The following is a 21863-nucleotide window of genomic DNA, read 5'->3' as shown; positions in this document are numbered from 1 at the left end:
GCGATCGCGGGGGCGAGTGCCTGTGGTCGTGAGCGCGGGCGCGGGCGATCGCGGGGGCGGGCACCTGTGGTCGTGAGCGCGGGCGTCGTGATCGTGTGGGCGGGCGACGGTGACCGCGACACAGCGCGCGAACCGAGCGTGGCGCACCGCTCCGGGGTAGGTTGCGTTTGTGGGACTGGACCTCGACTTCGCGGTGCGGCACTCGGGGCGCCCGCCGTGGGCGCTCACCCGGCGCGACGTGGCCCGCGCGCTGCTGGCCGTACCGTCGGCTCAGGCGCTCGTCGCCCTGCCCGACCTGCAGCGGGAGCTGACCGCCGCGGGCAACCCGCTCTCCACCGCGTTCTGGCGGTCGGCCAGGGAGATCCTCACCCGGATCGAGGCCGGGGTGGCGACGGTCGGGGAGGTGCAGCGCTGGCTGGAGGCGAGCGGCACCGAGCCGATCATGCTCACCCGGAGCTTCTTCCTGTGGCCGGCGGAGGACGAGCGCGGCCCGGTCGCCTCGGAGATGTACGCCCGCCTGGTGGCGTTCCTGGAGGAGCGGCTCGCCGCCGGGGAGATCGATCCGGACGCGCTCGTGGCCGGGGACCCGGAGGCGCGCCGGGCCTATGAGGAGCTCCAGGAGCGCTGGCTGAACACGCCGCTCCCGGACGGCCGGATTCCGAGCGAGGAGGTCAACGACGAGCAGGACCGGCAGTTCTACGCCGTCTGGGACGAAGAGGAGGAGTTCGCGCTGAGCGAGCTGCGGCGGCTCCTGGAGGACCTGCCCGAGCCGCCCTGCCCGGAGGAGGAGCTCCGCTCGGCCGCGGCCCGGCTCAGGGCCACGCTCGCCGCGCCGGGGTATCCGGGCACCGTGCTCCGCGCCTGCACCGGCTTCGGCGCCGACGGGATCCCGGAGAGCGATGAGGAGCTGTGGCTCACCGTCGCCGCCGGCCTGGTCGCCCCGGCCACCGGCCTCCCGGGCGAGGCGGACGCCGCCCGGTTCATCGACGGGGAGCTCAGCCGGGAGGACTCGATCCTCGCCTCGCTCTGCGCCATCCAGTACACCGACTGGCTCGCCGCGGTCGTCGCCCTGGTCCGCCGCGGTCCCGGGGTGCTCGCCTCACCGGAACGGCTCGCCCGGTTCATCGCGGACTCGGAGGACGGCTTCGCCGAGGCGGACGAGCCCGAGGACATCGAGGCGATCGAGAAGCTGTTCAGCGTGGTCACGCCGCTGTGGGCGCACCTGGGGATCGTGGACCGCTCGGAGGTGCTCACCCCGCTGGGCTGGTGGGGCCTGCCGAAGGCGCTCGAGCGCGCCTGGTCCCCCGGGTGAGCGGAGGCCGGGTCAGCGCACCAGGTCGGCGCAGTCGTCGGCCACCAGGTCCCGGTACTCCGGGTGGCGGCGGATGTACGCGGCGACGAAGGGACAGGTCGGGGCGACCTTCAGCCCGGCGGCTCGCGCGTCGTCGAGCGCGGCCCGGACCAGCCTGCTGCCCAGGCCCCGGCCCTCGAACCGCTCATCGACCTTCGTGTGCGGGAACTCGATGCGGCCCGGGCTCAGCCGGTAGGTGAGGAGCCCGGCGCGCTCACCCTCCACGAAGATCTCGTACCGCCGCGCCTGTTCGTTCCGTACGACCTCGCTCATCGGCCGGCGTCCCGTGACCGGTTCTTCGCGCCCTCCTCGCCGTCCTTGCGCGGTGCGCCTTCCGCGCCGTCCTGCTCCTGCGACCGCTGGATCCTGGTGATCTTCCGGCTCATCGACCTGTAGAGCAGGACGAGGGCCACCGCGAGCGCGAGGGTGATGAGAAAGGCGGTCAGCCCGCTGAGATACGCATCCACACCCTCAGCTTATGGGCAGGCCGGTGAGACCTCGGCGCGGATCCCGGCGAACAGGTCGTCCTCCGGCAGGATGGTGTCCACCAGCGAGCGCGCGAGGTGGTAGTCCTCGGTCGGCCACGCCTCCTTCTGGATCTCCAGGGGGCAGGCGAACCAGTAGCCGTCCGGGTCGATCTGGGTCGCGTGCGCGAGGAGGGCCTGGTCCCTGATCTCGAAGTAGTCGGCGCAGTGGACCCGGGTGGTCACCTCCCACTTCCGCGGGCGGTCCTCCCAGCGGGCGATCCAGTCGGCGTACGGCGAGCCGAGACCGCGCGCGGCCATGGCCGCGTGGAGCGCCTCGAAGCGCTCCTTGGTGAAGCTCATGTGGTAGTAGAGCTTGAGCGGCTGCCAGGGGTCGCCCGTGCCGGGGTAGCGCTCCGGGTCGCCGGCGGCCTCGAACGCCTCGACCGAGATCCGGTTGGTCATGATGTGGTCGGGGTGGGGGTACCCGCCGTCGTCGTCGTACGTCAGGATCACGTGCGGCCGGAACTCACGGACGGCGGCCACCAGCGGCCGGGCCGCGACCTCGAGCGGCTGGACCGCGAAGCACCCTTCGGGCAGCGGCTCGTCCTCGCTCTCGGGGAGCCCGGAGTCGACGAACCCGAGGAAGCGCTGCTGGACACCGAGGATCTGCCGCGCCTTCTCCATCTCCTGGCGGCGGATCTCCGGCAGGTTCGCCAGGACGTCCGGGTGGTCCATCTTCGGGTTGAGGATCGAACCGCGCTCACCGCCGGTGCACGTCACGACGAGGACCTCGACGCCCTCGGCGACGTAACGCGCCATGGTCGCGGCGCCCTTGCTCGACTCGTCGTCGGGGTGTGCGTGGACCGCCATAAGTCTCAACGGCTCGCTCACGGGACTCCTCAGGGTGTCTAGTAGCGTTGGGAGAAGGGTAGTTATTCAGGCCGTGCCGCGCGGATCAACGGCTCGTGGTCGCCGTTCGCGGCCTGAGAACGATCATCGAGGACCGGCAGATCCAGGAGACCCACGGATGTCCAGCGATCAGGCTAGCGCCCAGGGGAACGGACAACAGTTCCGCCCGATACTCGGCACTCCTGGCGAGTTTCCGAGCCGGCCGGCCGGCCGTGGGCGCATCCTGGGGTACCTCATCATCGGCCTCGTGGTCGCGATGCTGGTCGTCGGCTGGGGGACCGTCTTGCTGATCTCCCGGGGGAACCCGATCGTGGACGCCCAGGTGATCAGGATCAGCGCGCTCTCACCGGACTCGACGGAGATCACGATGTCGGTGAGCAAGCCCGCCGATCGAGCGGCCGTCTGCCGCGTGCAGGCGATCGATACCTATCGTATGGAAGTCGGCAGCCGTGAAGTCCGGATTCCCGCCGGGGATTCCAAGGTGACCGTGACCGAACGGCTGAGGACCACCGGGCAGGCCGTGGGGATACGGGTCACGAACTGTGATCTCGTATAGTGGAAGCTTTATACGGGGAAGCGCTCGAAGGCGTTGACACCGCCTTTCGACTGACCTACGGAAGCAAGGAGAGCCCGTGGCCGTCTCCCAGAACGACAAAGTCACCTGGCTGACGCAGGAGGCGTACGACCGCCTCAAGGCGGAGTACGAGTACCTTACGGGCCCGGCGCGTGCGGAGATCGCCAAGAAGATCGAAGCTGCCCGGGAAGAGGGTGATTTGCGGGAGAACGGCGGCTACCACGCCGCCAAGGACGAGCAGGGCAAGCTGGAGGCCCGGATCTACCGACTCCGGGAGATCCTGGAGAACGCCAAGGTCGGTCAGCCTCCGGCCGACGACGGCATCGTGGAGCCGGGCATGACCGTCACGGTGCGCTTCGACGGAGAAGACGAGGAGGTCACCTTCCTCCTGGCCTCCCGGGAAGAGAGCGGAGTCCCCATCGACGTCTATTCGCCCAACTCTCCCCTCGGCAAGGCCATCACCGGCAAGAAGGTCGGCGAGCGCGCCACCTTCACGCTGCCCAACGGCAAGCAGCGCTCCGTCGAGATCCTCGAGGCCGTGCCGTACGTCGGCAGCAAGTGACGAGCCGCTGAGACCGGCGAATCCCAAGAGCCCTTGAAAGGCCGGGAATCCCACGATTCGTTGCGGGTTCCCGGCCTTTGCGGCACTCTCGGACCTGATCTTCTGAGCCGGGTCAGGGAAGGGGTGTCGGGAGCCGTGCTCGACCACCGGGCGCCTGGCTCCGCTCCGTCGCGGAGCGGCCTCGCCCGGATCGCCGCCGAGATCCGCCAGGACCTCGCTTACCGCCCCAGGCCGTGGCGCCGCGACCCCGCGCGGCGGGCGGCGCACCTCCGCCGGACCGTGCAGGTCATCGCCGTGCTGCTCGGCTCCGTGGTCGTGGCCGACGTCGTGCTGCTCGCGGGCTGGCAAGGGCCGGACGGCCGGCGCGCGGCCGTGGGGGAGCGGCCGTGGGCGGCGCTGCAGCGCAACGCCGCGGGGAGCGGCGATGCGGCCGCGGAGCGCCGGGAGCCCGTGCCGGAGCGCACGGCCGGCGAGCCCGCCCGGCCGTCGGACCAGCCCACGGGCGGCTCGCCGGTCGCCCCCCTGCAGCGCCTGCACGCGCCGCACGTGCTCGTGGTCGCCGAGCGGCCCCTCGGCGCCGAGGTGGTGGCTGCGGTGCGCGGCACGCCCGGGGTGGCGGCGGCCGAGGTCGCCGACGCCGCCGAGATCCGGGTGGACGGCAAGCGGGTGCCGACCATGGGGGTGGACCCGTCCACCTTCCGGTCGTTCACCCCGGAGGTCACCGCGCGCTCGGACACGCTGTGGCAGAACATCGCCGACGGGGCCATGGCGGTCTCGTTCGACCTCGGCCGGGACGGCGGGGTGGCGCTCGGCTCGACGGTGGCCGCGGGCGGGCTGCGGCTGCGCGTCGGGGCGTACGCCACGGTCGGCATGGGGTCGATCGCCGCCATCGTGTCCCGGCGGACCGCCCGGGAGCTCGGCATGCCCGAGGGGAACGCCCTGGTGGTCAGCGCGCCCAAGACCGACAGCGCCCGGTTGCGCGCCCGGCTGCGGAAGATCCTCCCCAAGGGCACCCAGGTGGTGGTGATCAATCCGGTGGTGGTCCCGCCCAAGGGCCGGACCGCGTGGCCGGAGAGCGCCTTCCTGACGGCGCAGCAGGTCCAGACCGTCCTCCGGGCCGCGGCGAGCAAGCTCGGCAGCCCGTACGTCTGGGGCGCGGAGGGCCCGGACGGCTTCGACTGCTCCGGCCTGGTCCAGTGGGCGTACCGGCAGGCCGGGGTGCGCATGCCCCGGGTGGCCGCGCAGCAGTGGGCGACCGGGCCGCGGATCCCGCTCGCCGAGGCCCGCCCGGGGGACCTGCTGTTCTGGCGCAACGACCCGACCAACCCGGGCTACATCTCGCATGTGGCGATCTACTGGGGCAACGGGATGATGCTCCACGCCCCGCGCCGCGGCGACGTGGTGAAGATCAGCAAGATCTACCTGCGGAACTTCGCGGGCGCCGTCCGGGTCAGCCCGCAGGCCGCCGCGCGGGTGGGCTGAGCCTCCGCCGGCCCGGCGCACACCACGGACCCGCGCTCGCCGGCCTTCCCGGCGTGCCCATGGCCTGAGCCGCCGGGCCGTCCGCGGCCGCGCGAAACCCGGTGGAGAACCGCGGGAAACACGCCGGAAAGAAATCACCGCCGCGGGTGCGGGCCCCGCGATTTACCGCGCCGGCCAGTCTTTTGTTGCCCAGATCACGGCCCGGCGCGATCGGCGATCGGATTGCCGGCGGAGAGGCGTGATCGGCCCGGAAGGATCGCGCCCGCCGGCGAGCCGGAAGGCGAAGTGATGTTCACCACATCTTCCCGGGACCTTCGGCCCTACCGCTGAGCGGTGAACGATTTCCGATCCGATGATCGGCGTCCAGCCCGGTTTTCCGGCGGGAATTGCGGATCATCGGGTGCCGGGGCATTGCATACCGCTCTGACCTGCGAGATCTTCCGGGGAATGATCGATCATCCGTTACGGTGGAACGGGTGCGGTGCCGCGCAGGAATTCGCTCGAGGTCTAGACCAAATCATTTGGACTATACCAGTCGAGATCATCGAGGAAACCGGTGCCCCTCCTTTAAGGCCGCGAAAAGCGGGTAAGATCCGATTAGACTCCGGGGGCTTCTTACGTGCGCACGCGGGAAGCATGAGATCGAACCGGCGGTGAAAATTGCCGGTTCAACATCATGCGCTCTTGGTTGGTCTAGGCCAATTGGATCGGGTGGCTATTCATCATTGAAGATGATCTGGCCCAGCGAGATTTGAAGGAGCGGTCCCGTGTCTGTGCCAGTGGAGACTTCTGCGCCCACCACCCACACCGGCCTCGTCGAGTGGGTCAAGGAGATCGCCGAGCTCACCCAACCCGACCGGATCCATTGGTGTGACGGCTCCGAAGCGGAGTGGACGCGGCTGACCAACCTGCTCGTGGAGCAGGGCACCTTCAAACGCCTCGCCAAGCGGCCGAACAGCTTCTACGCCGCCTCGGATCCGAGCGACGTCGCACGCGTGGAGAGCCGCACCTTCATCTGCTCCGAGCGGCAGGAGGACGCCGGCCCCACCAACAACTGGATCGCGCCCGACGAGATGCGCCGCACCTTCGCCACCCTCTTCAAGGGCTGCATGCGCGGGCGGACCATGTACGTGATCCCCTTCTGCATGGGCCCGCTCGGCGGGAACATCTCCCAGCTCGGCGTCCAGCTCACCGACTCCGCGTACGTCGCGGTGTCGATGCGGATCATGACGCGGATGGGCGAGCGGGCGCTGCGCCTCATCGAGGAGCGGGGCGACTTCGTCAAGTGCGTCCACTCGGTCGGCATGCCGCTCGAGCCCGGCCAGGCCGACGTGCCGTGGCCGTGCAACGAGACCAAGTACATCAGCCACTTCCCGGAGACCAGGGAGATCTGGTCGTTCGGCTCGGGCTACGGCGGCAACGCGCTGCTCGGCAAGAAGTGCTACGCCCTGCGGATCGCGAGCGTGATGGCGCGCGACGAGGGCTGGCTCGCCGAGCACATGCTCATCCTCAAGATCACGCCGCCGGAGGGCGAGCCGCGGTACATCGCGGCGGCCTTCCCCTCCGCCTGCGGCAAGACCAACCTCGCGATGCTCCAGCCGACCATCCCCGGCTGGAAGGTGGAGACGATCGGCGACGACATCGCCTGGATGCGGTTCGGCCCGGACGGCCGGCTGTACGCGATCAACCCGGAGGCCGGCTTCTTCGGGGTGGCGCCGGGCACCGGCATGTCGACCAACGCCAACGCGATCAAGACGCTCTGGGGGAACTGCATCTTCACCAACGTCGCGCTCACCGACGACGGCGACGTCTGGTGGGAGGGCCTGACCGATGAGCCGCCCGCGCACCTGATCGACTGGCGGGGCCGGGACTGGACGCCGGACAGCCCCGAGCCGGCCGCCCACCCGAACGCGCGGTTCACCGTGCCGGCCTCGCAGTGCCCGACGATCGCGCCGGAGTGGGAGGACCCGAACGGCGTGCCGATCTCGGCCATCCTGTTCGGCGGCCGCCGGGCGACCACGGTGCCGCTCGTCACCGAGGCGTTCAGCTGGCAGCACGGCGTGTTCCTCGGCGCCAACGTGGCCTCGGAGAAGACCGCGGCCGCCGAGGGCAAGGTCGGTGAGCTCCGCCGGGACCCGTTCGCGATGCTGCCGTTCTGCGGCTACAACATGGGCGACTACTTCGCCCACTGGCTCAAGATCGGCAAGATGACCGATCCGGAGAAGCTGCCGCGGATCTACTACGTGAACTGGTTCCGCAAGGACGCCGACGGCAAGTTCCTCTGGCCGGGTTACGGCGAGAACAGCCGGGTGCTCAAGTGGATCGTCGAGCGGCTGAACGGCACGGCCGAGGCGGTGGCCACCCCGATCGGCAACCTGCCCAAGACGATCGACACCGAGGGGCTCGACCTGCCCGAGGAGCGGCTGAAGGCCCTGCTCACCGTGGACGTCGACGAGTGGCGCCGGGAGGCGGAGCTGATCCCGCCGTTCCTCGAGACCTTCGGCGACCACACGCCGTCCGAGCTCTGGGACGAGTACCACGCCCTGGTGAAGCGTCTCGGCTGAGCCCGGGGGTGAGCCGGCGGCGCCCGGCCGCGCCGCCCGTGCCCCCGGCCCACCGTCTCCGGGGACGCCCCACGCGATCCGCGGTGCCCTCCGGGGCGTCCCCGGTGCCCATATGCCGGTGCCGGGCCCGCCGATCCCGGTGGGCCCGGTGCGCCTCGGCACGCCGCATGGCATGCCATCAGGCCGGTGCCGGGAGGGTCGCCCGCCCTGTCCGCGCCCGCTGCCGCCGCCGGGGCGGGCACGCATCCTCGCCGCCGGGCGCCCGGCCTCACCGGTCGGGTGCTCACGGGTGCTGCCCATCCGCGCCGGGCGGGCACCCGCCCGCGGAGCGCCCGGCCGTACGCCGTCGCTCCCGCCGGCGGGACCTCCCCGGCGGGCTCGGCCGGTCCGCGCGCCCGCCACGCCCGAAACCGCGCCCGCCGGCACTCCGCTGACCAGGCATGTTCGCCCACGGCGGAATCACCGGGGGTTCGGCCCGCGCCCGCCCGCGGTACGGCGCCCGATGACAGGCCCCATCCCGCACAGAACAGGCCAAGGCACGCCGATTAAGTCGGATAATGCTCCTGTCGGCCGAACCCAGCCGGTCCGAATCAGAGGTCGTGCTCGAGGAAGAGGACCCGCATGAGCGTGCGCGATCTGATCTACAAGGTGTATGAGCGCAGGCTCGAGCGGAAGCTGGCCTCGGCGAAGATCCCCCGGCACGTCGGCGTGATCGTCGATGGCAACCGCCGGTGGGCGCGGGCCATGGGCCTGAGCGACGTGAGCCGGGGACACCAGAAGGGCGCCGACAAGATCTCCGAGCTCCTGGTCTGGTGCAAGGAGGTCGGCGTCGAGATCGTGACGCTCTGGCTGCTCTCCACCGACAACCTCGGCCGGCCCAAGTCCGAGCTCGAGTCCTTGCTGCGGGTCATCGAGAACCTCGTGATGGACCTGGTCGCGCAGGGCTGGCACCTCAACCCCATGGGAGCGCTCGATCTGCTCCCCGATCACACCGCTCGCGTGCTCAAGTACGCCAAAGAAGCCACATCCGACCGTCCTGGGCTGATTGTGAACGTTGCGGTTGGGTATGGAGGAAGGCGTGAGATCGCTGATGCGGTGCGCTCGCTCCTCCAGGAGCACGCGAGCAAGGGCGCGACCATCGAGGAGCTCGCCGAGATCCTCGATGTGGAGCACATCGCGAAGCATCTCTACACGCGCGGCCAGCCCGACCCGGACCTCGTCATCCGTACGTCGGGAGAGCAGCGGCTCTCCGGATTCCTGCTCTGGCAGAGCGCCCACTCCGAGTTCTACTTCTGCGAGGCCTACTGGCCTGACTTCCGCAAAGTGGACTTCCTCCGGGCACTCCGCTCGTACGCCGCGCGTCACCGTCGGTACGGCATCTGACACGGGCCGTAACGTCACTTCCCGGTCACGAAATGCCTCTTGGGCCTGGAGGTTTCGTTACGTACCGTGGGAGGGGAGCCGTCGCCGAGCCGTTCGGCGGCGCCCATCACCTCGGGAGAGGGCCCGTCCTTGCGCCATGACCATGCGGGGAGGGCCGGAAACCCTGCCCGCTCCGGCGGGGCACGGGTCCGGTCCGTTCACCACCAGCACAACGCAGGGTGCCCGCACCGGGCACCCGGGGGAGAACGCGTGGCAGTGTCCTCGAGCAACCCGACCCAGACCCGCACCTACGTTCTCGACACCTCCGTGCTGCTCGCCGACCCTGCGTCGATGAGCCGCTTCGCCGAGCACGAGGTCGTCATCCCGATCGTGGTCATCAACGAGCTGGAGGCCAAGCGCCACCACCCGGAGCTCGGCTACTTCGCGCGTGAGGCGCTCCGGTTCCTCGATGACCTCCGGGTGCGGCACGGGCGCCTGGATCAACCGGTGCCGATCGGAGAGGGGACCATCCGGGTCGAGCTCAACCACAGCGATCCGGCGGTCCTCCCGGCCGGACTCCGCTCGGGGGATAACGACAGCCGCATCCTCACGGTCGCGCAGAACCTCGCCGCGGAGGGCCGCGACGTGGTGCTGGTCTCGAAAGACCTGCCCATGCGGCTCAAGGCGGCGTCGCTCGGCCTCAACGCGGAGGAGTACCGCGCCGGGATGGTCATCGAGTCCGGCTGGACCGGCATGGCCGAGCTCCAGGTGACCGACGACGACCTGAGGATGCTCTTCGAGCACGGCACCATCGAGCTCGCCGAGGCACGCGACCTGCCGTGCCACACCGGGCTCCGGCTGCTGTCGACCCGCGGCTCCGCGCTGGGCCGCGTCACACCGGACAAGTCGGTGCGGCTGGTCCGCGGGGACCGGGAGGTCTTCGGCCTCCGCGGCAGGTCGGCCGAGCAGCGCATCGCGCTCGACCTGCTCATGGACCCCGAGATCGGCATCGTGTCGATCGGGGGCCGGGCCGGGACGGGCAAGTCCGCGCTCGCGCTCTGCGCCGGCCTGGAGGCCGTGCTCGAGCGCCGCCAGCACCGCAAGATCATCGTGTTCCGGCCGCTGTACGCGGTCGGCGGCCAGGAGCTCGGGTACCTGCCGGGCACGGAGAACGACAAGATGGGCCCGTGGGCCCAGGCGGTCTACGACACGCTCGGCGCGGTGACCAGCCCCGAGGTGATCGAGGAGGTGCTCGATCGCGGGATGCTCGAGGTCCTGCCGCTCACCCACATCCGGGGGCGCTCGCTCCACGACGCCTTCGTGATCGTGGACGAGGCGCAGTCGCTCGAGCGGGGCGTGCTGCTCACCGTGCTCTCCCGGATCGGGTCGAACTCCCGGGTCGTGCTCACCCACGACGTGGCGCAGCGCGACAACCTCCGGGTGGGCCGGCACGACGGCGTGGTCGCCGTGGTGGAGAAGCTCAAGGGGCATCCGCTCTTCGCGCACATCACGCTGACCAGGTCCGAGCGGTCGCCGATCGCCGCGCTCGTCACGGAGATGCTCCAGGACATCACGATCTGAGGCGTCAGGGCGGGAGCTGGTCGTTGCCCGTGGCCAGCTCCCAGTACTCCCGGCAGGTGTGGGTCTTCAGCGACCCGGTGCCCTTCGGCGTGACGTGGGCGATCTCCACGGCCCAGATCTCCGGGCTGAGCCGCGCCGTGCAGATGATCTGTGCCATGGCGAGCCTGGAGATCTTCCGGCCGCTCACGAAGAGCCGCATGCGCAGGCCGAGGGTGTTGTCGGGGTCGTTGCGGCCGCCCGCCTCGGCGCTGTAGCGGACGAGCTGGACCTGGGAGAGGGTGAGCCCGCTCAGCTCGGTCCCGATGCCCTTGTCCTTGCTGCCCTTGGCGTTGAACAGCGCCTGCATGACGTCGCTCACGTGCGGCGACCGCACGGCGGCCGTGGTCGGCCAGAGCTTCCCGTTCCGGACCAGGTAGATCCGGGCGAGGATGGTGGGGCCGCTGATCACCGGGGCCGGGCCGGCGTCGCTGATCGGGGACGGCTCCACTCCGCAGGCGGTGGCGGAGGCGAGCAGTGCCGCCGCGAGCAGGGTGCGGGCCTTCCGGCTCATCCACCGCCTCCTTCCGGCCAGCGCGGGATGTACACGCGGAAGAGCGTGCCGGGGTCGCACAGCTCCACCGTGATCGAGCCGCCGTGGAGCTCGGCGTTGGCCTTGGCGATGGCGAGGCCGAGCCCGCTGCCGTCGCTCCGGGCCCGGTCCGCGCCCGCCTTGTAGAACCGGTCGAAGACGTGGGGGAGGGCCTCCTTGGGGATGCCCGGCCCGTGGTCCCGGACCAGGACCTCGAGGCCGTCCTCGACGAGGCGCGCGGTGACGATCACCGGTGGGGCGCCGTGCCGGAGCGCGTTGCCGACGAGGTTGGCGATGATCACGTCGAACCGCCGCGCGTCGAGCAGGAAGGTGAGGCCGCTCGGCACGTTGAGCTTCACCTGGTCCGCCCACCCCCGCATCTCGAGGCAGTCGGTGAGCGTGTCGGCGACGTCGACCCGCTCCTGGCGGAGCACGGCGGCCCCCGAGTCGAAGCGGCTGATCTCGATCAGGTGGTCGACGAGCACCTGGAGCCGTTCGATCTCCCGGATGACGATCTGCACGGCCTCGCCGACGTCGTCGGGGAGCGACTTGGCCTCCTCGGAGAGCATGTCGGTCACCGCGGTCATCGCGGCGAGCGGGGTGCGCAGCTCGTGGGAGACGTCCGCGACGAACCGGCGGGACATGGACTCCAGCGAGCGCAGCTCGGAGACGGTGCGCTCCAGCGCGGCCGCGGTCTCGTTGAACGTGGCGGTGAGCTCGGCGAGCTCGTCGCGTCCCCGGATGGGGAGGCGGACGTGCAGCTCGCCGGCGCCCAGGGCCCGGGCCGCCGCGCCCAGCCGCCGCACCGGGAGGAGGACCTGCCGCGCCGAGAACAGGGCGACGCTGAGCGCGATGATCAGCGTGATGAGCCCGGCCTGCGCGAGGGAGGTGCGGAGCCGGGTGAGCACCTCTTCCTCGTTGCTGAGCGAGAGGAACACGTAGCCGGTGAGCCCGGTCGGTTTCGGCTGGCCGTTGTGGTTGACGCGGTGGATCTGGGCGGCGACCACCAGGTAGGGCTCATCCCGTACCCGGATGCGCTGGTAGACCAGGCGCTGGGCGGCCCGCCAGCGGAGCTGGTCGGGCACGTCGGCCAGGGTGACCCGGGCGTCGGGGCTCGCCCGCCACTGGTGGCCGTAGGTGATGATCACGTCGCGTCGCGGCCCGTCGAGCGCGGCGACGAGGTCCCGCAGGTCGCCGTCGGTGATGGTGGAGCCGCTCGCCCAGACCACGTCGGCGGTGCCGATCGGCAGGGTGATCGTCGAGAGCGTGTCGCGGACCTCGGCCACCGTGTGCTGCTCCACCCGGCCGAGCAGCTCCCGGCGGACGAGCTGGTAGCCGAGCCCGGCGACCATGACGGATGCGCTGATGGCCACCAGGGTGAAGGTGATCACCAGGCGTGCGCGGAGACTGGTGGGCAGCCAGGTCATGGAGGGCTGAACCGGTAGCCGAAGCCGCGGACGGTGTGGATGTACCTCGGCTCGGAGGGCACCGGCTCGATCTTCGCCCGGATCCGCTGGACGCAGGTGTCGACGAGCCGGGAGTCGCCCACGTGGCCGTGATCCCAGACGGTGCGGAGGAGGTAGCGGCGGTTGAGCACCTTGTCCCGGTGGCGGACGAGCTCCAGGAGCAGCCGCAGCTCGGTCGGGGTGAGGTGGACCTCCTTGCCCTTCAGGGTCACCTTGAGCGCCCCCCGGTCGATCACGAGGTCGCCGAAGGTGAGCCGGTCGGCCGGGACCGACTCCACGCGCCGGAGGATGGCGCGGATCCGGGCGTCGAGCACCCGCGGCTGCACGGGCTTCACCACGTAGTCGTCGGCGCCCGCCTCAAGCCCGACCACCACGTCGAGGTCGTCGCCGAGCGCGGTGAGCAGGATGACCGGAAGCGAGTCGATCTTGCGGATGCGACGGCAGACCTCGATCCCGTCGATGCCCGGGAGCATGACGTCCAGGATCACGATCTCGGGACGGCGGGTGCGCACGTGGTCGAGCGCCTCTTCACCCGTCGCGCACGACGTCACCGAGTGACCCTGCCGGGTGAGCGCGAGCTCCAGCCCGGTCCGGACCGAAGGGTCGTCTTCGACGAGAAGGATGCCTGCCACGTGGACAATTATGGGCGGATACCGTCAAACTCCCCAGTTAACGTAACTCAAGCGTAAACAGACGGTGGCCGCGCCGAGAGTCGGGGGTGCCGGGATTCCGGGACGTGCGGTAATGATCATTGAAACGAATCCATGTGACAAAAATCACATACAGTGAAAAACTGCAGTGACCAGTGCTAAAGCCGTGAAAACCTAATCCAGTCGCCCGATCAGGCTGCGAAGATCGTCAAGTTACGGCAAGCTCGTAGGCCGTGAGCTCAGGTCAGCAACTAAAGGAGCGCGCGCCCGCGTCCCGCGCCCACGCCCGGAGGTCGCGCGCCCGGTCCACCCCCCGCTGGCTGACTCCCAAGCGGATCGCGATCCTCGGCGTCAGCGTCGCCGTCCTGGCCGGCGGCACCGCGTACCTCGTGCACACGGCACGGGAGAACGCCAAGGCGCCCCACACGCCGCTCGACCCGTTGGCCATCGCCGCGGCCGCGGACCCGTACGCGCCCAACCCGGAGAGCGACGCGCTCAAGGCCCACGCCGTGCAGGCCTACCGCAAGCAGCGGCTCAAGGCCCTCCGCGAGAACCGCGAGGTCGAGCTCTCCCCGGTGAAGATCGTCAAGCAGGCCCCCGGCGGCGGAGGGTTCGCGCCGTACAACTTCCCGCCCGGCTCGACGCCCAACCCCGGCAGCAACAAGGCGATCGGCAAGCAGATGGCCGAGGCGCGCGGCTGGGGCGACCAGTGGGGCTGCCTGGAGCGGCTCTGGGACAAGGAGAGCGGCTGGAACGAGCGGGCGATGAACCGCTACAGCGGCGCCTACGGCATCCCCCAGGCCCTCCCCGGGCACAAGATGGCGAGCGCCGGATCGGACTGGCAGACCAACCCGGCGACCCAGATCAAGTGGGGTCTCAACTACATCGCCGCCCGGTACGGCACGCCGTGCGCCGCGTGGGCCCACTCGCAGGCCAAAGGCTGGTACTGAGCGGGGTCGAAACTCTGGTCAGATTTGCTTGACCTTTCGGCAAGCCTGATCGAGCCGCCGCCGCCCGCGTTGCACCCTGGGCCTCATGGGTGTGAAGGTCAGCGTGGTCGTACCGGTGTCGAACCCCGGCCTGACGAACGATGACTTCGGCGCGTGCCTGCGGTCGCTGCTCGATCAGTCGCTGCCGCCGGAGGAGTGTGAGCTCATCTTCGCGGACGACGGCTCCACGGACGGGACCCTGCGGCGGCTGGACGCGATCGCCGAGCTCCGGCCCAACGTCCGCGTCCTCCACCTCGACCACACCGGCTCGCCGGCCCGCGGCCGCAACGTCGGGCTCTCCGTGGCGCGGGGCGAGTACGTCTACCTGATGAACCAGTACGACCGCCTGGAGCCGAGCGCCCTGGAGCGGATGTACGGCATGGCCGTGGCGTCCGGAGCCGACATCCTCGTCGGCAGGCTCGCCGACCGGCGCCCCGGGGCCGTGCCGCCGGCCGCCTTCGCGGAGAGCCGGATCCGCGCCGACGTGCTCCGCGACCACCTCCTCGCCCTGCCCACCGCGCACAAGCTGTTCAGCCGCGAGTTCCTCGAGGCGCGCCAGCTCCGCTTCCCCGATCGCCCGCTGTCGGAGGAGACCTTCGTCACCAAGGCGTACCTCAGCGCAAAGGTGATCACGGTGCTCGCCGACGAGGTCTGCTGCCACCTGGGACCGGCCGCGGAGGAGCAGCCGTCCGCCGAGGCGCTCTTCGACGGATTGAACGCGATCTTCGACGCCATCGACGCGCACACCGAGCCCGGCGTCCGGCGGGACCGGATCTACGCGCACTGGTACCGGGTGCTCGGCCTGCGCCGGCTGGGCGGGCGCTACCTCGCCGCCGGCCCGGAGGAGCGGGCCGTGCTCTTCTCGTTCCTGCGCCGGTTCACCCTGGAGCGGGTGCCCGAGACCGTGGACGCGCACCTCCCGCTCCACCACCGGGCCCGCGCCGCCCTGCTCCGCCGGGACCGGCCCGATGCGCTGGCCGTGCTCGGCCAGGCGCTGCGCGGCACCAGGTTCCGGGCCGAGCTGCGCGACATGCGCTGGGAGCAGGGCGTGCTCGTCCTCGACCTCGGCGCCGAGATCCTCCATGCCGACGGCCGGCCGATGCGGTTCCGGGAGGAGGACGGCCGCCTGCTGTGGTCGCCCCCCGCGCAGCTCGCGGACCTGTTCCCCGCGGAGACCGTGGACGTCACCGACGCGGTACGGCGGACCCGCCTGGAGGTGTACGTCCGCGACGAGGCCACCGGGGACACCTACCTGGTGCCGGTGACCAGCTCGGTGGGCAGCACCGACCTCGGGGACGGGGTGCGGATCTGGGTGAGCGGCCAGGCGCGGCTCGACGTGGGCACGGCCGCGCTGGGCCGGCCGCTCGGCCCCGGGGTGTGGGAGGTCCACGTCCGGATGCGCGGCCTCCACCCCGGCCGGGCCAGGGTCGCCCGCCCGGACGTGCGGCTGACCTGCGCCGGTGTGCTCGCCGAGCCGATGCGGCGGCTCGTGGTGCCGTGCTGGACCGAGCGCGGCGAGCTCGGGGTCTGCGTGGAGCCGCGGTCGTTCCCCGAGTCGATCGCCCTGGTCTCCTCGCGGGCCTCGGTGATCCAGCAGGAGGGGCACGCGTTCGTGGTGGTGCCCGTGCCGTACGTGCCGCCGAGCGGCGGTCCCCCGGTGGAGCTGGTGCTCCGCGAGCGGCAGGGGCGCGGCCGGGCCATGGTGGTGCCCGCCCTCGTCGAACCGGGGATCCCCGGCCGGTTCGCCGGGCAGCTGGTCGCCAAGGTGCCGGTGAACCGGGTGAGCACCGAGGAGTTCCTCGGCCCCGGCTCCTGGCTGCCGACCCTGCGGGCCGGCGGCAAGGACGTCGACCTGCGCTTCGCCCTGGAGGTGGGGCGCGGCGGGCAGGTCCGGGTGGCGCCCACGTCGGTGCGCCCCGCGCCCTCGCTGGTGCGGCGGGTCGCGGTACGGCTGCGCCGCCTGGCCGGGGTCCGATCCAGGGCCCGGATCCCCGCCTGACCGGCTGCTCGCCGCCCGCCCGCTACGGCGGGCCGGTGCCCACCGTGGGCCGCGAGCCGCAGGACCCGGCCGCCCATCGCGGCGGGCCGGCGGCCTGCTGGCGACACCACGAACGCCCCGGCCCGTCCATCAACAGGCGTTCCCGCCTGTGGCCAGGCCTCTTCCGATCGGTGCCGCGCCGGCCGGTGGTTCCGGTCTGTTCGCCCCCGTGTGCGGCACGTCGTCGCGCCGGAGCCGGCCGGTCAGGGGTGGGTGACTCGCTCGCCGCCGCCCGCAGCCGCAGAGCCGTGGACACGGCTGCGGAGGGCCGCTCGACCGAATCGGTCTGAACCTTTCAACGGCATTCAACCGCACATTTCATGCGGTCACCCTGGCCTCCTCGCGTGTGGCATGCGAGGTGGGGCGAAGACATCACCGGAGGGCTGCGGAGCCATACCCGGCTCGATCGAGCTGCGGTTCCCCGCTTCAAAGTGTTTTCTCGCGTGACTGCGAATGAGTCGGCCGCGCCGGCGATCGGTCATGCACGCGTGATTGATACACCAATAGCGGGTTCAATCTATAAACTGGCGTCCCCAGGTGATCCTGTCTCTCCTCGGCTGTGTGAGGGGGCCTGATGAATCACCCGTTTCTCTACGTATTTTTGGTCCTTGGTTGCATACTTCTCGCAGTGGCCATAATCATGCGGGTGAACCGGGTGCGTCACCCGGAGGATCGGCGACCCCACCCGCTGGAGATCGGCCATTGGCTCGCCGGGATGATTTCTTGCGCAGTCGGGCTCATCCCGCTGCTCGGAGGCGGGCCGAATGAGCCGATCATCTCTGATTCACCGACGCACAGCCCGAGCCGAAGCGTGCTCGTCCAGGGCGGCCATGTGGCCACGTCGCCGGGTACCGGGGCAGAGAATTCAGCGGACAGTGGTCCTGCCCCTTCGGAAACGTCCGAATCGGGATCGTACCGCCTTGAGCATTCCGGTATTCCGCTCACCATCCGGAGCGCTCACGACGGCAGGACCTGCAGTCCTTACATTGCCGTCGACTTCGACGGGAGTCCTACCGGTGGAGACAATCCCATCACTCGCCGGGTGACCAATGCGAGTGAGCTCAGCCAGGCGCAACGGGACGCCATAGACATGGTCTATGAGACTTGCGCCGATGCCAATCTGATCGTGCGTCAGAACACCTCTGTCGGCCTGTTGAGAAAGGGCGCGGAGGCCGGCCCGGAACAGTGCGCGGCAGCGGCGTCGGCGGCGTCGCTCGGTAGCCTGAACATTGAGAAGGGTGCAGGCGCTGAGGAGGTCGGGTTCGAGGTGGGCGCCGCGCTTTGCGCGATCACCCAGACCGGGCGCGTGGCACGGGCGACCATAACGAACATCGCCTACAACGCGGGAATCGGCAATACGATCCCCACGGTGGAATTCGAGCTCACCACCTGGGTCCGCGAGTGACAGTTCGCCTGCCGGTAAGCCTTGGGAGCGCCGCCCGCGGCCGGATGTCGCTTTCGCGTCGCCTGAGAGCGCCCTGCCACCCCAAGGCCAGACACTGAGGCCGCGCCTTTCGCAGATGCTCCGTTCTTGACCGGCCGTCGTGCTGAGCTCAGGTGGGGCGGCGGGTCATGGCGAGCACGTCGAGGACCCGGTCGAGCTCCTCCTCGGTGATCCGGCCGGCCGCCACGTGACCGCGCTCGATCACCACCTGCTTGATCGTCTTGCCCTCCTGGAGCGCCTGCTTGGCGATCCGGGCCGCCTCCTCGTACCCGACGTACCGGTTGAGCGGGGTGACGATCGACGGGGAGGACTCGGCGTACTCCCGCAGCCGCGCCACGTTCGCGGTGATCCCGCTGACGCACCGGTCGGCGAGCAGCCGGGAGACGTTGGTGAGCAGCCGGATCGACTCCAGGACGTTCCGGGCGATCACCGGGAGCATCACGTTGAGCTCGAACGCGCCGGAGGCCCCGGCGAGGGTGACCGTGGTGTCGTTCCCGATGACCTGCGCGGCGACCATGGTGACCGCCTCGGGGACGACCGGGTTGACCTTCGCCGGCATGATCGACGAACCGGGCTGCAGGTCGGGCAGGTTGATCTCGGCGAGCCCGGTGCGCGGCCCCGACCCCATCCAGCGCAGGTCATTCGCGATCTTGTTGAGCGATACCGCGATCACCTTGAGCACGCCGGAGAGCTCGACCAGGGCGTCCCGCGCGCCCTGCGCCTCGAAGTGGTCCCGCGCCTCGGTGAACGGCAGGCCGGTCATCCGGCTCAGCTCCTCGATCACGTCGGCCGCCCAGCGCGGGCCCGGCACGTTCACCCCGGTGCCCACCGCGGTGCCGCCCAGCGGGAGCTCGGCGACGCGCGGCAGCACCGCCTGCAGCCGCTCGATCCCCAGCTCGATCTGGGTGGCGTAGCCGCCGAACTCCTGGCCGAGCGTGACCGGCGTGGCGTCCATCAGGTGGGTACGGCCGGCCTTCACCACGTCGGCGAACTCGGCCGCCTTCTCCTCGAGCTCGGTGGCGAGGTGCTCCAGGGCTGGGGTGAGCCCGTGCACCACCATCTCCGTCGCCGCGATGTGGATCGAGGACGGGAACACGTCGTTGGACGACTGGGAGGCGTTGACGTGGTCGTTCGGGTGCACCGGACGGCCCAGCCGCTCCTCGGCGAGGGTGGCGATCACCTCGTTGACGTTCATGTTGGACGAGGTGCCCGACCCGGTCTGGAAGACGTCGACGGGGAACTGGTCGTTCCAGCGTCCCTCGATCACCTCCTGCGCGGCCTCCTGGATCGCCTCGGCCATGTCGCGGGGGATCACGCCGTACGCGGCGTTCACCTTCGCGCAGGCGGCCTTGATCCGGGCAAGGGCGGCGATGTGCGCCGGCTCCAGGCCCTGGCCGGATACCGGGAAGTTCTCCACCGCCCGCTGGGTCTGCGCCCGCCACTTGGCACGCGCCGGTACCCGTACCTCGCCCATGGAGTCGTGCTCGACGCGATACTCGTCCATGGATCTGTCCTATCAGGTGGCCGCGGGCGTGCTCCCGGCGGTCGGCAGGAACGACTCCAGGACAATGTTCCGTTCCGTGGCGTGCCGCGCCCAGGCGCGCTCCGGCGCCGACCAGGAGATCACGTACGGCACGCCGCCGGGGGCGGCCACCCAGCGGCTGAGCACGTGCACGGTCGTGCCGCCGGAGCGGTAGGTGTACTCCCAGTCGGCCGCCTCGGCCTGCGGGTACGGCGACGGCCGCACCGGGTTGACCCGGATGAGCGTGTAGCCGGGGTACCGCGCCTTGGCCGCCGCGTCCTCGGCCGCCTGCAGGGCGGTCACGGCCGGCCGTGCGGCCTGCGTCACCCGGATGCGCAGGCCGTTCTCGTGGAAGAGCACGCCCCGGTCGGACGGGGTGACCCGGAGCCGCGCCGGCACGTCGATGGTGAAGCCGGTCGCCGTGTGCCGGCGCATGCCGGGGGAGGGGGAGGTGAGCGGGACCTGCCCGGGCAGGCCCGGCAGGCTCACCAGCACCCGCACGCCCTGGGCGTCCGTGCCCGTGCGGCGTGACTCGCCGAAGGCCGCCATCGCCACGATCACCAGGAGGATGAAGGCGAGGACGGACAGCCCCATCAGCACGAGCACCCGGACGCGATGCCCGACGTCGGGCGGCTTCGGCCCGCGCATGGCGAACAGGTCGGTGCCGAGCCCGCGCGGTCTCCCCTGCTGCGGGGCCGTCTCGGGCCCGGAGGCCGCCGGGGCCGGGACGGGGCCGGCGGCGGGGGCGGGTGCGCCCTGCCCGGCATGGTCCGGGTGAGCCGGGCCGGGGCCGGTCGGCATCTGCGGCGCACCGGCGGGCGGGGGCGCGGCCGGGCCGGGCCGCTCAGGGCCGGCCGGAGCGCCGGGGTGGCCCGGCGTGGGCAGGCGGCGGGGGACGGTGACGTCGTGGGCGCCGATCGGCCCGCCGGTCTCGTCGCCGGCCGGTGGCGGCGGTGCGGCGTCCGCCCAGGCGGACCCGGGCGCCGCGGGCGGGCGTGAGGCGGTGCCGGGCCCGGTGGCGGTGCCGGGTCGTGGGCCGTCCGGAGCGGCCGCGGCGGGTACGGCGGGTGCGCCGCCTGGCGTGCCGGGGCCGGGTGGCGGGGCCGGCGCCCGATCGCCCGGCGCGGCCGGCCCGGGGAACGGAGCCGCGGGCCCGTGCGGTGTGGCGGATCCGGAGGCCGGGGTGGCCCTGCCGGCGGTGGCGGGCCCGGGGACGGCGGCCTGGCCGGTGGTGGCGGGCCCGGGGACGGCGCCCTGGCCCGGCGCGGCGGGTCCGCCGGCGGCCGGGGCGGGGGAGCCGGGGGCGGCCGGCGGGCGGATGGGCATGACGATGGTCTGATCCTCGGCGGCGGCCGTCTCCGGCCGGGCGGGCGCCGGGGAGCGGCCGGGCTGTGCCGGCGGCCGTGGCGCGGCGGAGGAGCCCGGACGGCGGGCCGGGCCGGAGTCGGCGCGGACCGCGGCGAGGTCGCCGGTGGGGGTGTCGGCGACGAGCCGGAGCATCATGGCCGCCCGCTCCGCGGTGAGCCGCTTGCGGTGGTCCTTCACCAGCAGGCCTTCGATGATCGGCCGCAGCGGGCCGGCCTGGGTGGGCGGGGGCGCGTCCTGGGTGAGCAGCGCGTCGAGGGTCTCGCTCACCGAGGCGCGCTCGAAGGCGGGCCGTCCCTCGACGGCGAAGTACAGGGTGGCGCCGAGCGACCACAGGTCGGACTCCGGGCCGGTGTGCTCGCCGCGGACCCGCTCGGGGGCGGTGTAGCCGGGGGAGCCGATCACCATGCCGGTCTGGGTGAGCGGGCTGTCACCGTCCGCCTTGGCGATGCCGAAGTCGGTGAGCACCACCCGCCCGGTGTCGGTGATCAGGACGTTCGCCGGCTTGACGTCCCGGTGCAGGATCCCCAGGGAGTGCGCGGTGCGCAGCGCGTCGAGGAGGTCGCACCCCATCTCCGCCACCAGCCGGGGCGGCAGCGGTCCCTCGTCCTCGATCACCTTTTCCAGGGACCGGCCGTCGATCAGCTCCATGATGATCCACGGCCGGCCGTCCACCTCGATCGCGTCGTGGACGGTCGCCACGCACTGGTGCCGGATCTTGGCCGCGATCCGGCCTTCCCGGATCATGCGTTCCCGCAGTTCCCGCCGCTGCTCGGGGCTGAGCGCCGCGTCCTGGCGGATCTCCTTGACGGCGACCTCGCGCCCGAGTGATCGATCGAAGGCGCGCCAGACCGCGCCCATCGTTCCCCGGCCGATCACCGTACGAAGCTCATAGCGGCCCGCGAGCAGCCGCGGTTGCTGTTCGGGCATGGCACAAAAGATAGCGATTGGCGCTGATTATGGCTTTCG

18 protein-coding genes are annotated in these 21863 nt (G+C 71.4%); 10 read left to right on the top strand and 8 right to left on the bottom strand.

Annotated elements, in window-relative coordinates; all coding sequences use genetic code 11:
- Nucleotides 1-169: 169 nt before the first annotated feature.
- Nucleotides 170-1312: a hypothetical protein gene (locus tag TBIS_RS15395; RefSeq protein ID WP_013133329.1), complete on the top strand. Its 1143-nt coding sequence runs from the start codon at nt 170-172 to the stop codon at nt 1310-1312.
- A 12-nt stretch (nt 1313-1324) separates the two neighbouring features.
- On the opposite strand, the gene TBIS_RS15390 is transcribed toward TBIS_RS15395, so the two are convergent.
- Genes TBIS_RS15390 through mca form a run of 3 tightly spaced genes read right to left on the bottom strand, consistent with a single transcriptional unit; the run spans nt 1325 to nt 2688 of the window.
- Nucleotides 1325-1624: a GNAT family N-acetyltransferase gene (locus TBIS_RS15390; RefSeq protein WP_013133328.1), complete on the bottom strand. Its 300-nt coding sequence runs from the start codon at nt 1622-1624 to the stop codon at nt 1325-1327.
- Nucleotides 1621-1818, bottom strand: a complete 198-nt coding sequence (locus TBIS_RS15385; protein WP_013133327.1) for a hypothetical protein — start codon at nt 1816-1818, stop codon at nt 1621-1623. The genes TBIS_RS15390 and TBIS_RS15385 overlap by 4 nt, the downstream gene beginning before the upstream one ends.
- A 9-nt stretch (nt 1819-1827) precedes the next feature.
- Nucleotides 1828-2688 carry a mycothiol conjugate amidase Mca gene (mca, locus tag TBIS_RS15380; protein ID WP_204251893.1) on the bottom strand — a complete coding sequence of 287 codons (861 nt, stop codon included), beginning with the start codon at nt 2686-2688 and terminating at the stop codon, nt 1828-1830.
- A gap of 157 nt (nt 2689-2845) precedes the next feature.
- Between mca and TBIS_RS15375 the strand changes: the two genes are divergently transcribed.
- From TBIS_RS15375 to TBIS_RS15350, 6 genes are all read left to right on the top strand, one after another.
- A complete protein-coding gene (locus tag TBIS_RS15375) occupies nt 2846-3283 on the top strand; it encodes a DUF4307 domain-containing protein (RefSeq protein ID WP_013133325.1) in 438 nt (145 codons plus the stop codon).
- 76 nt (nt 3284-3359) lie between these two features.
- The gene (gene greA, locus TBIS_RS15370; RefSeq protein ID WP_013133324.1) at nt 3360-3863 is read left to right on the top strand and encodes a transcription elongation factor GreA; all 504 of its coding nucleotides are present in this window, start codon (nt 3360-3362) and stop codon (nt 3861-3863) included.
- Between the two features lie 123 nt (nt 3864-3986).
- The gene (locus tag TBIS_RS15365; RefSeq protein ID WP_013133323.1) at nt 3987-5345 is read left to right on the top strand and encodes a C40 family peptidase; all 1359 of its coding nucleotides are present in this window, start codon (nt 3987-3989) and stop codon (nt 5343-5345) included.
- Nucleotides 5346-6112: 767 nt separating this feature from the next.
- The gene (locus TBIS_RS15360; RefSeq protein ID WP_013133322.1) at nt 6113-7909 is read left to right on the top strand and encodes a phosphoenolpyruvate carboxykinase (GTP); all 1797 of its coding nucleotides are present in this window, start codon (nt 6113-6115) and stop codon (nt 7907-7909) included.
- A gap of 621 nt (nt 7910-8530) precedes the next feature.
- Nucleotides 8531-9292 (top strand): isoprenyl transferase, encoded by a 762-nt coding sequence (locus tag TBIS_RS15355; RefSeq protein WP_013133321.1) that lies wholly within the window; start codon nt 8531-8533, stop codon nt 9290-9292.
- Between the two features lie 249 nt (nt 9293-9541).
- A complete protein-coding gene (locus TBIS_RS15350) occupies nt 9542-10852 on the top strand; it encodes an RNA 5'-3' helicase PhoH2 (RefSeq protein ID WP_013133320.1) in 1311 nt (436 codons plus the stop codon).
- A 4-nt stretch (nt 10853-10856) separates the two neighbouring features.
- Here the strand turns inward: TBIS_RS15350 and TBIS_RS15345 are convergent, their stop codons facing one another.
- The 3 genes from TBIS_RS15345 to TBIS_RS15335 are packed head-to-tail and all read right to left on the bottom strand — an operon-like array spanning nt 10857 to nt 13518.
- Entirely contained in the window at nt 10857-11402 is a 546-nt protein-coding gene (locus tag TBIS_RS15345) for a hypothetical protein (protein WP_013133319.1), read from the bottom strand.
- Nucleotides 11399-12847, bottom strand: a complete 1449-nt coding sequence (locus TBIS_RS15340) for a sensor histidine kinase (protein WP_013133318.1) — start codon at nt 12845-12847, stop codon at nt 11399-11401. The genes TBIS_RS15345 and TBIS_RS15340 overlap by 4 nt, the downstream gene beginning before the upstream one ends.
- Nucleotides 12844-13518 (bottom strand): response regulator transcription factor, encoded by a 675-nt coding sequence (locus TBIS_RS15335; RefSeq protein WP_013133317.1) that lies wholly within the window; start codon nt 13516-13518, stop codon nt 12844-12846. Before TBIS_RS15335 ends, TBIS_RS15340 begins: the two co-directional genes overlap by 4 nt.
- Nucleotides 13519-13769: 251 nt before the next feature.
- Between TBIS_RS15335 and TBIS_RS19955 the strand changes: the two genes are divergently transcribed.
- The 3 genes from TBIS_RS19955 (at nt 13770) to TBIS_RS19190 (ending at nt 17968) form a co-directional block, all read left to right on the top strand.
- Nucleotides 13770-14486, top strand: coding sequence for an aggregation-promoting factor C-terminal-like domain-containing protein (locus TBIS_RS19955; protein WP_013133316.1), 717 nt, complete (start codon nt 13770-13772; stop codon nt 14484-14486).
- Between the two features lie 85 nt (nt 14487-14571).
- Nucleotides 14572-16524 (top strand): glycosyltransferase family 2 protein, encoded by a 1953-nt coding sequence (locus TBIS_RS15325; protein ID WP_013133315.1) that lies wholly within the window; start codon nt 14572-14574, stop codon nt 16522-16524.
- Between the two features lie 667 nt (nt 16525-17191).
- Entirely contained in the window at nt 17192-17968 is a 777-nt protein-coding gene (locus tag TBIS_RS19190; protein WP_148231545.1) for a hypothetical protein, read from the top strand.
- Between the two features lie 148 nt (nt 17969-18116).
- Here TBIS_RS19190 and TBIS_RS15315 read toward each other — a convergent pair whose 3' ends face one another.
- Together TBIS_RS15315 and TBIS_RS20125 are read right to left on the bottom strand one after the other, a co-directional pair.
- Nucleotides 18117-19511 (bottom strand): class II fumarate hydratase, encoded by a 1395-nt coding sequence (locus TBIS_RS15315; RefSeq protein WP_013133313.1) that lies wholly within the window; start codon nt 19509-19511, stop codon nt 18117-18119.
- Nucleotides 19512-19523: 12 nt separating this feature from the next.
- Nucleotides 19524-21824: a serine/threonine-protein kinase gene (locus TBIS_RS20125; RefSeq protein ID WP_013133312.1), complete on the bottom strand. Its 2301-nt coding sequence runs from the start codon at nt 21822-21824 to the stop codon at nt 19524-19526.
- Nucleotides 21825-21863 lie beyond the last annotated feature (39 nt).

Source organism: Thermobispora bispora DSM 43833, from assembly GCF_000092645.1.
Lineage (GTDB): Bacteria > Actinomycetota > Actinomycetes > Streptosporangiales > Streptosporangiaceae > Thermobispora > Thermobispora bispora.
The sequence above is the reverse complement of the archived record's forward strand: the minus strand, read 5'-3'. Positions and strand labels throughout refer to the sequence as shown.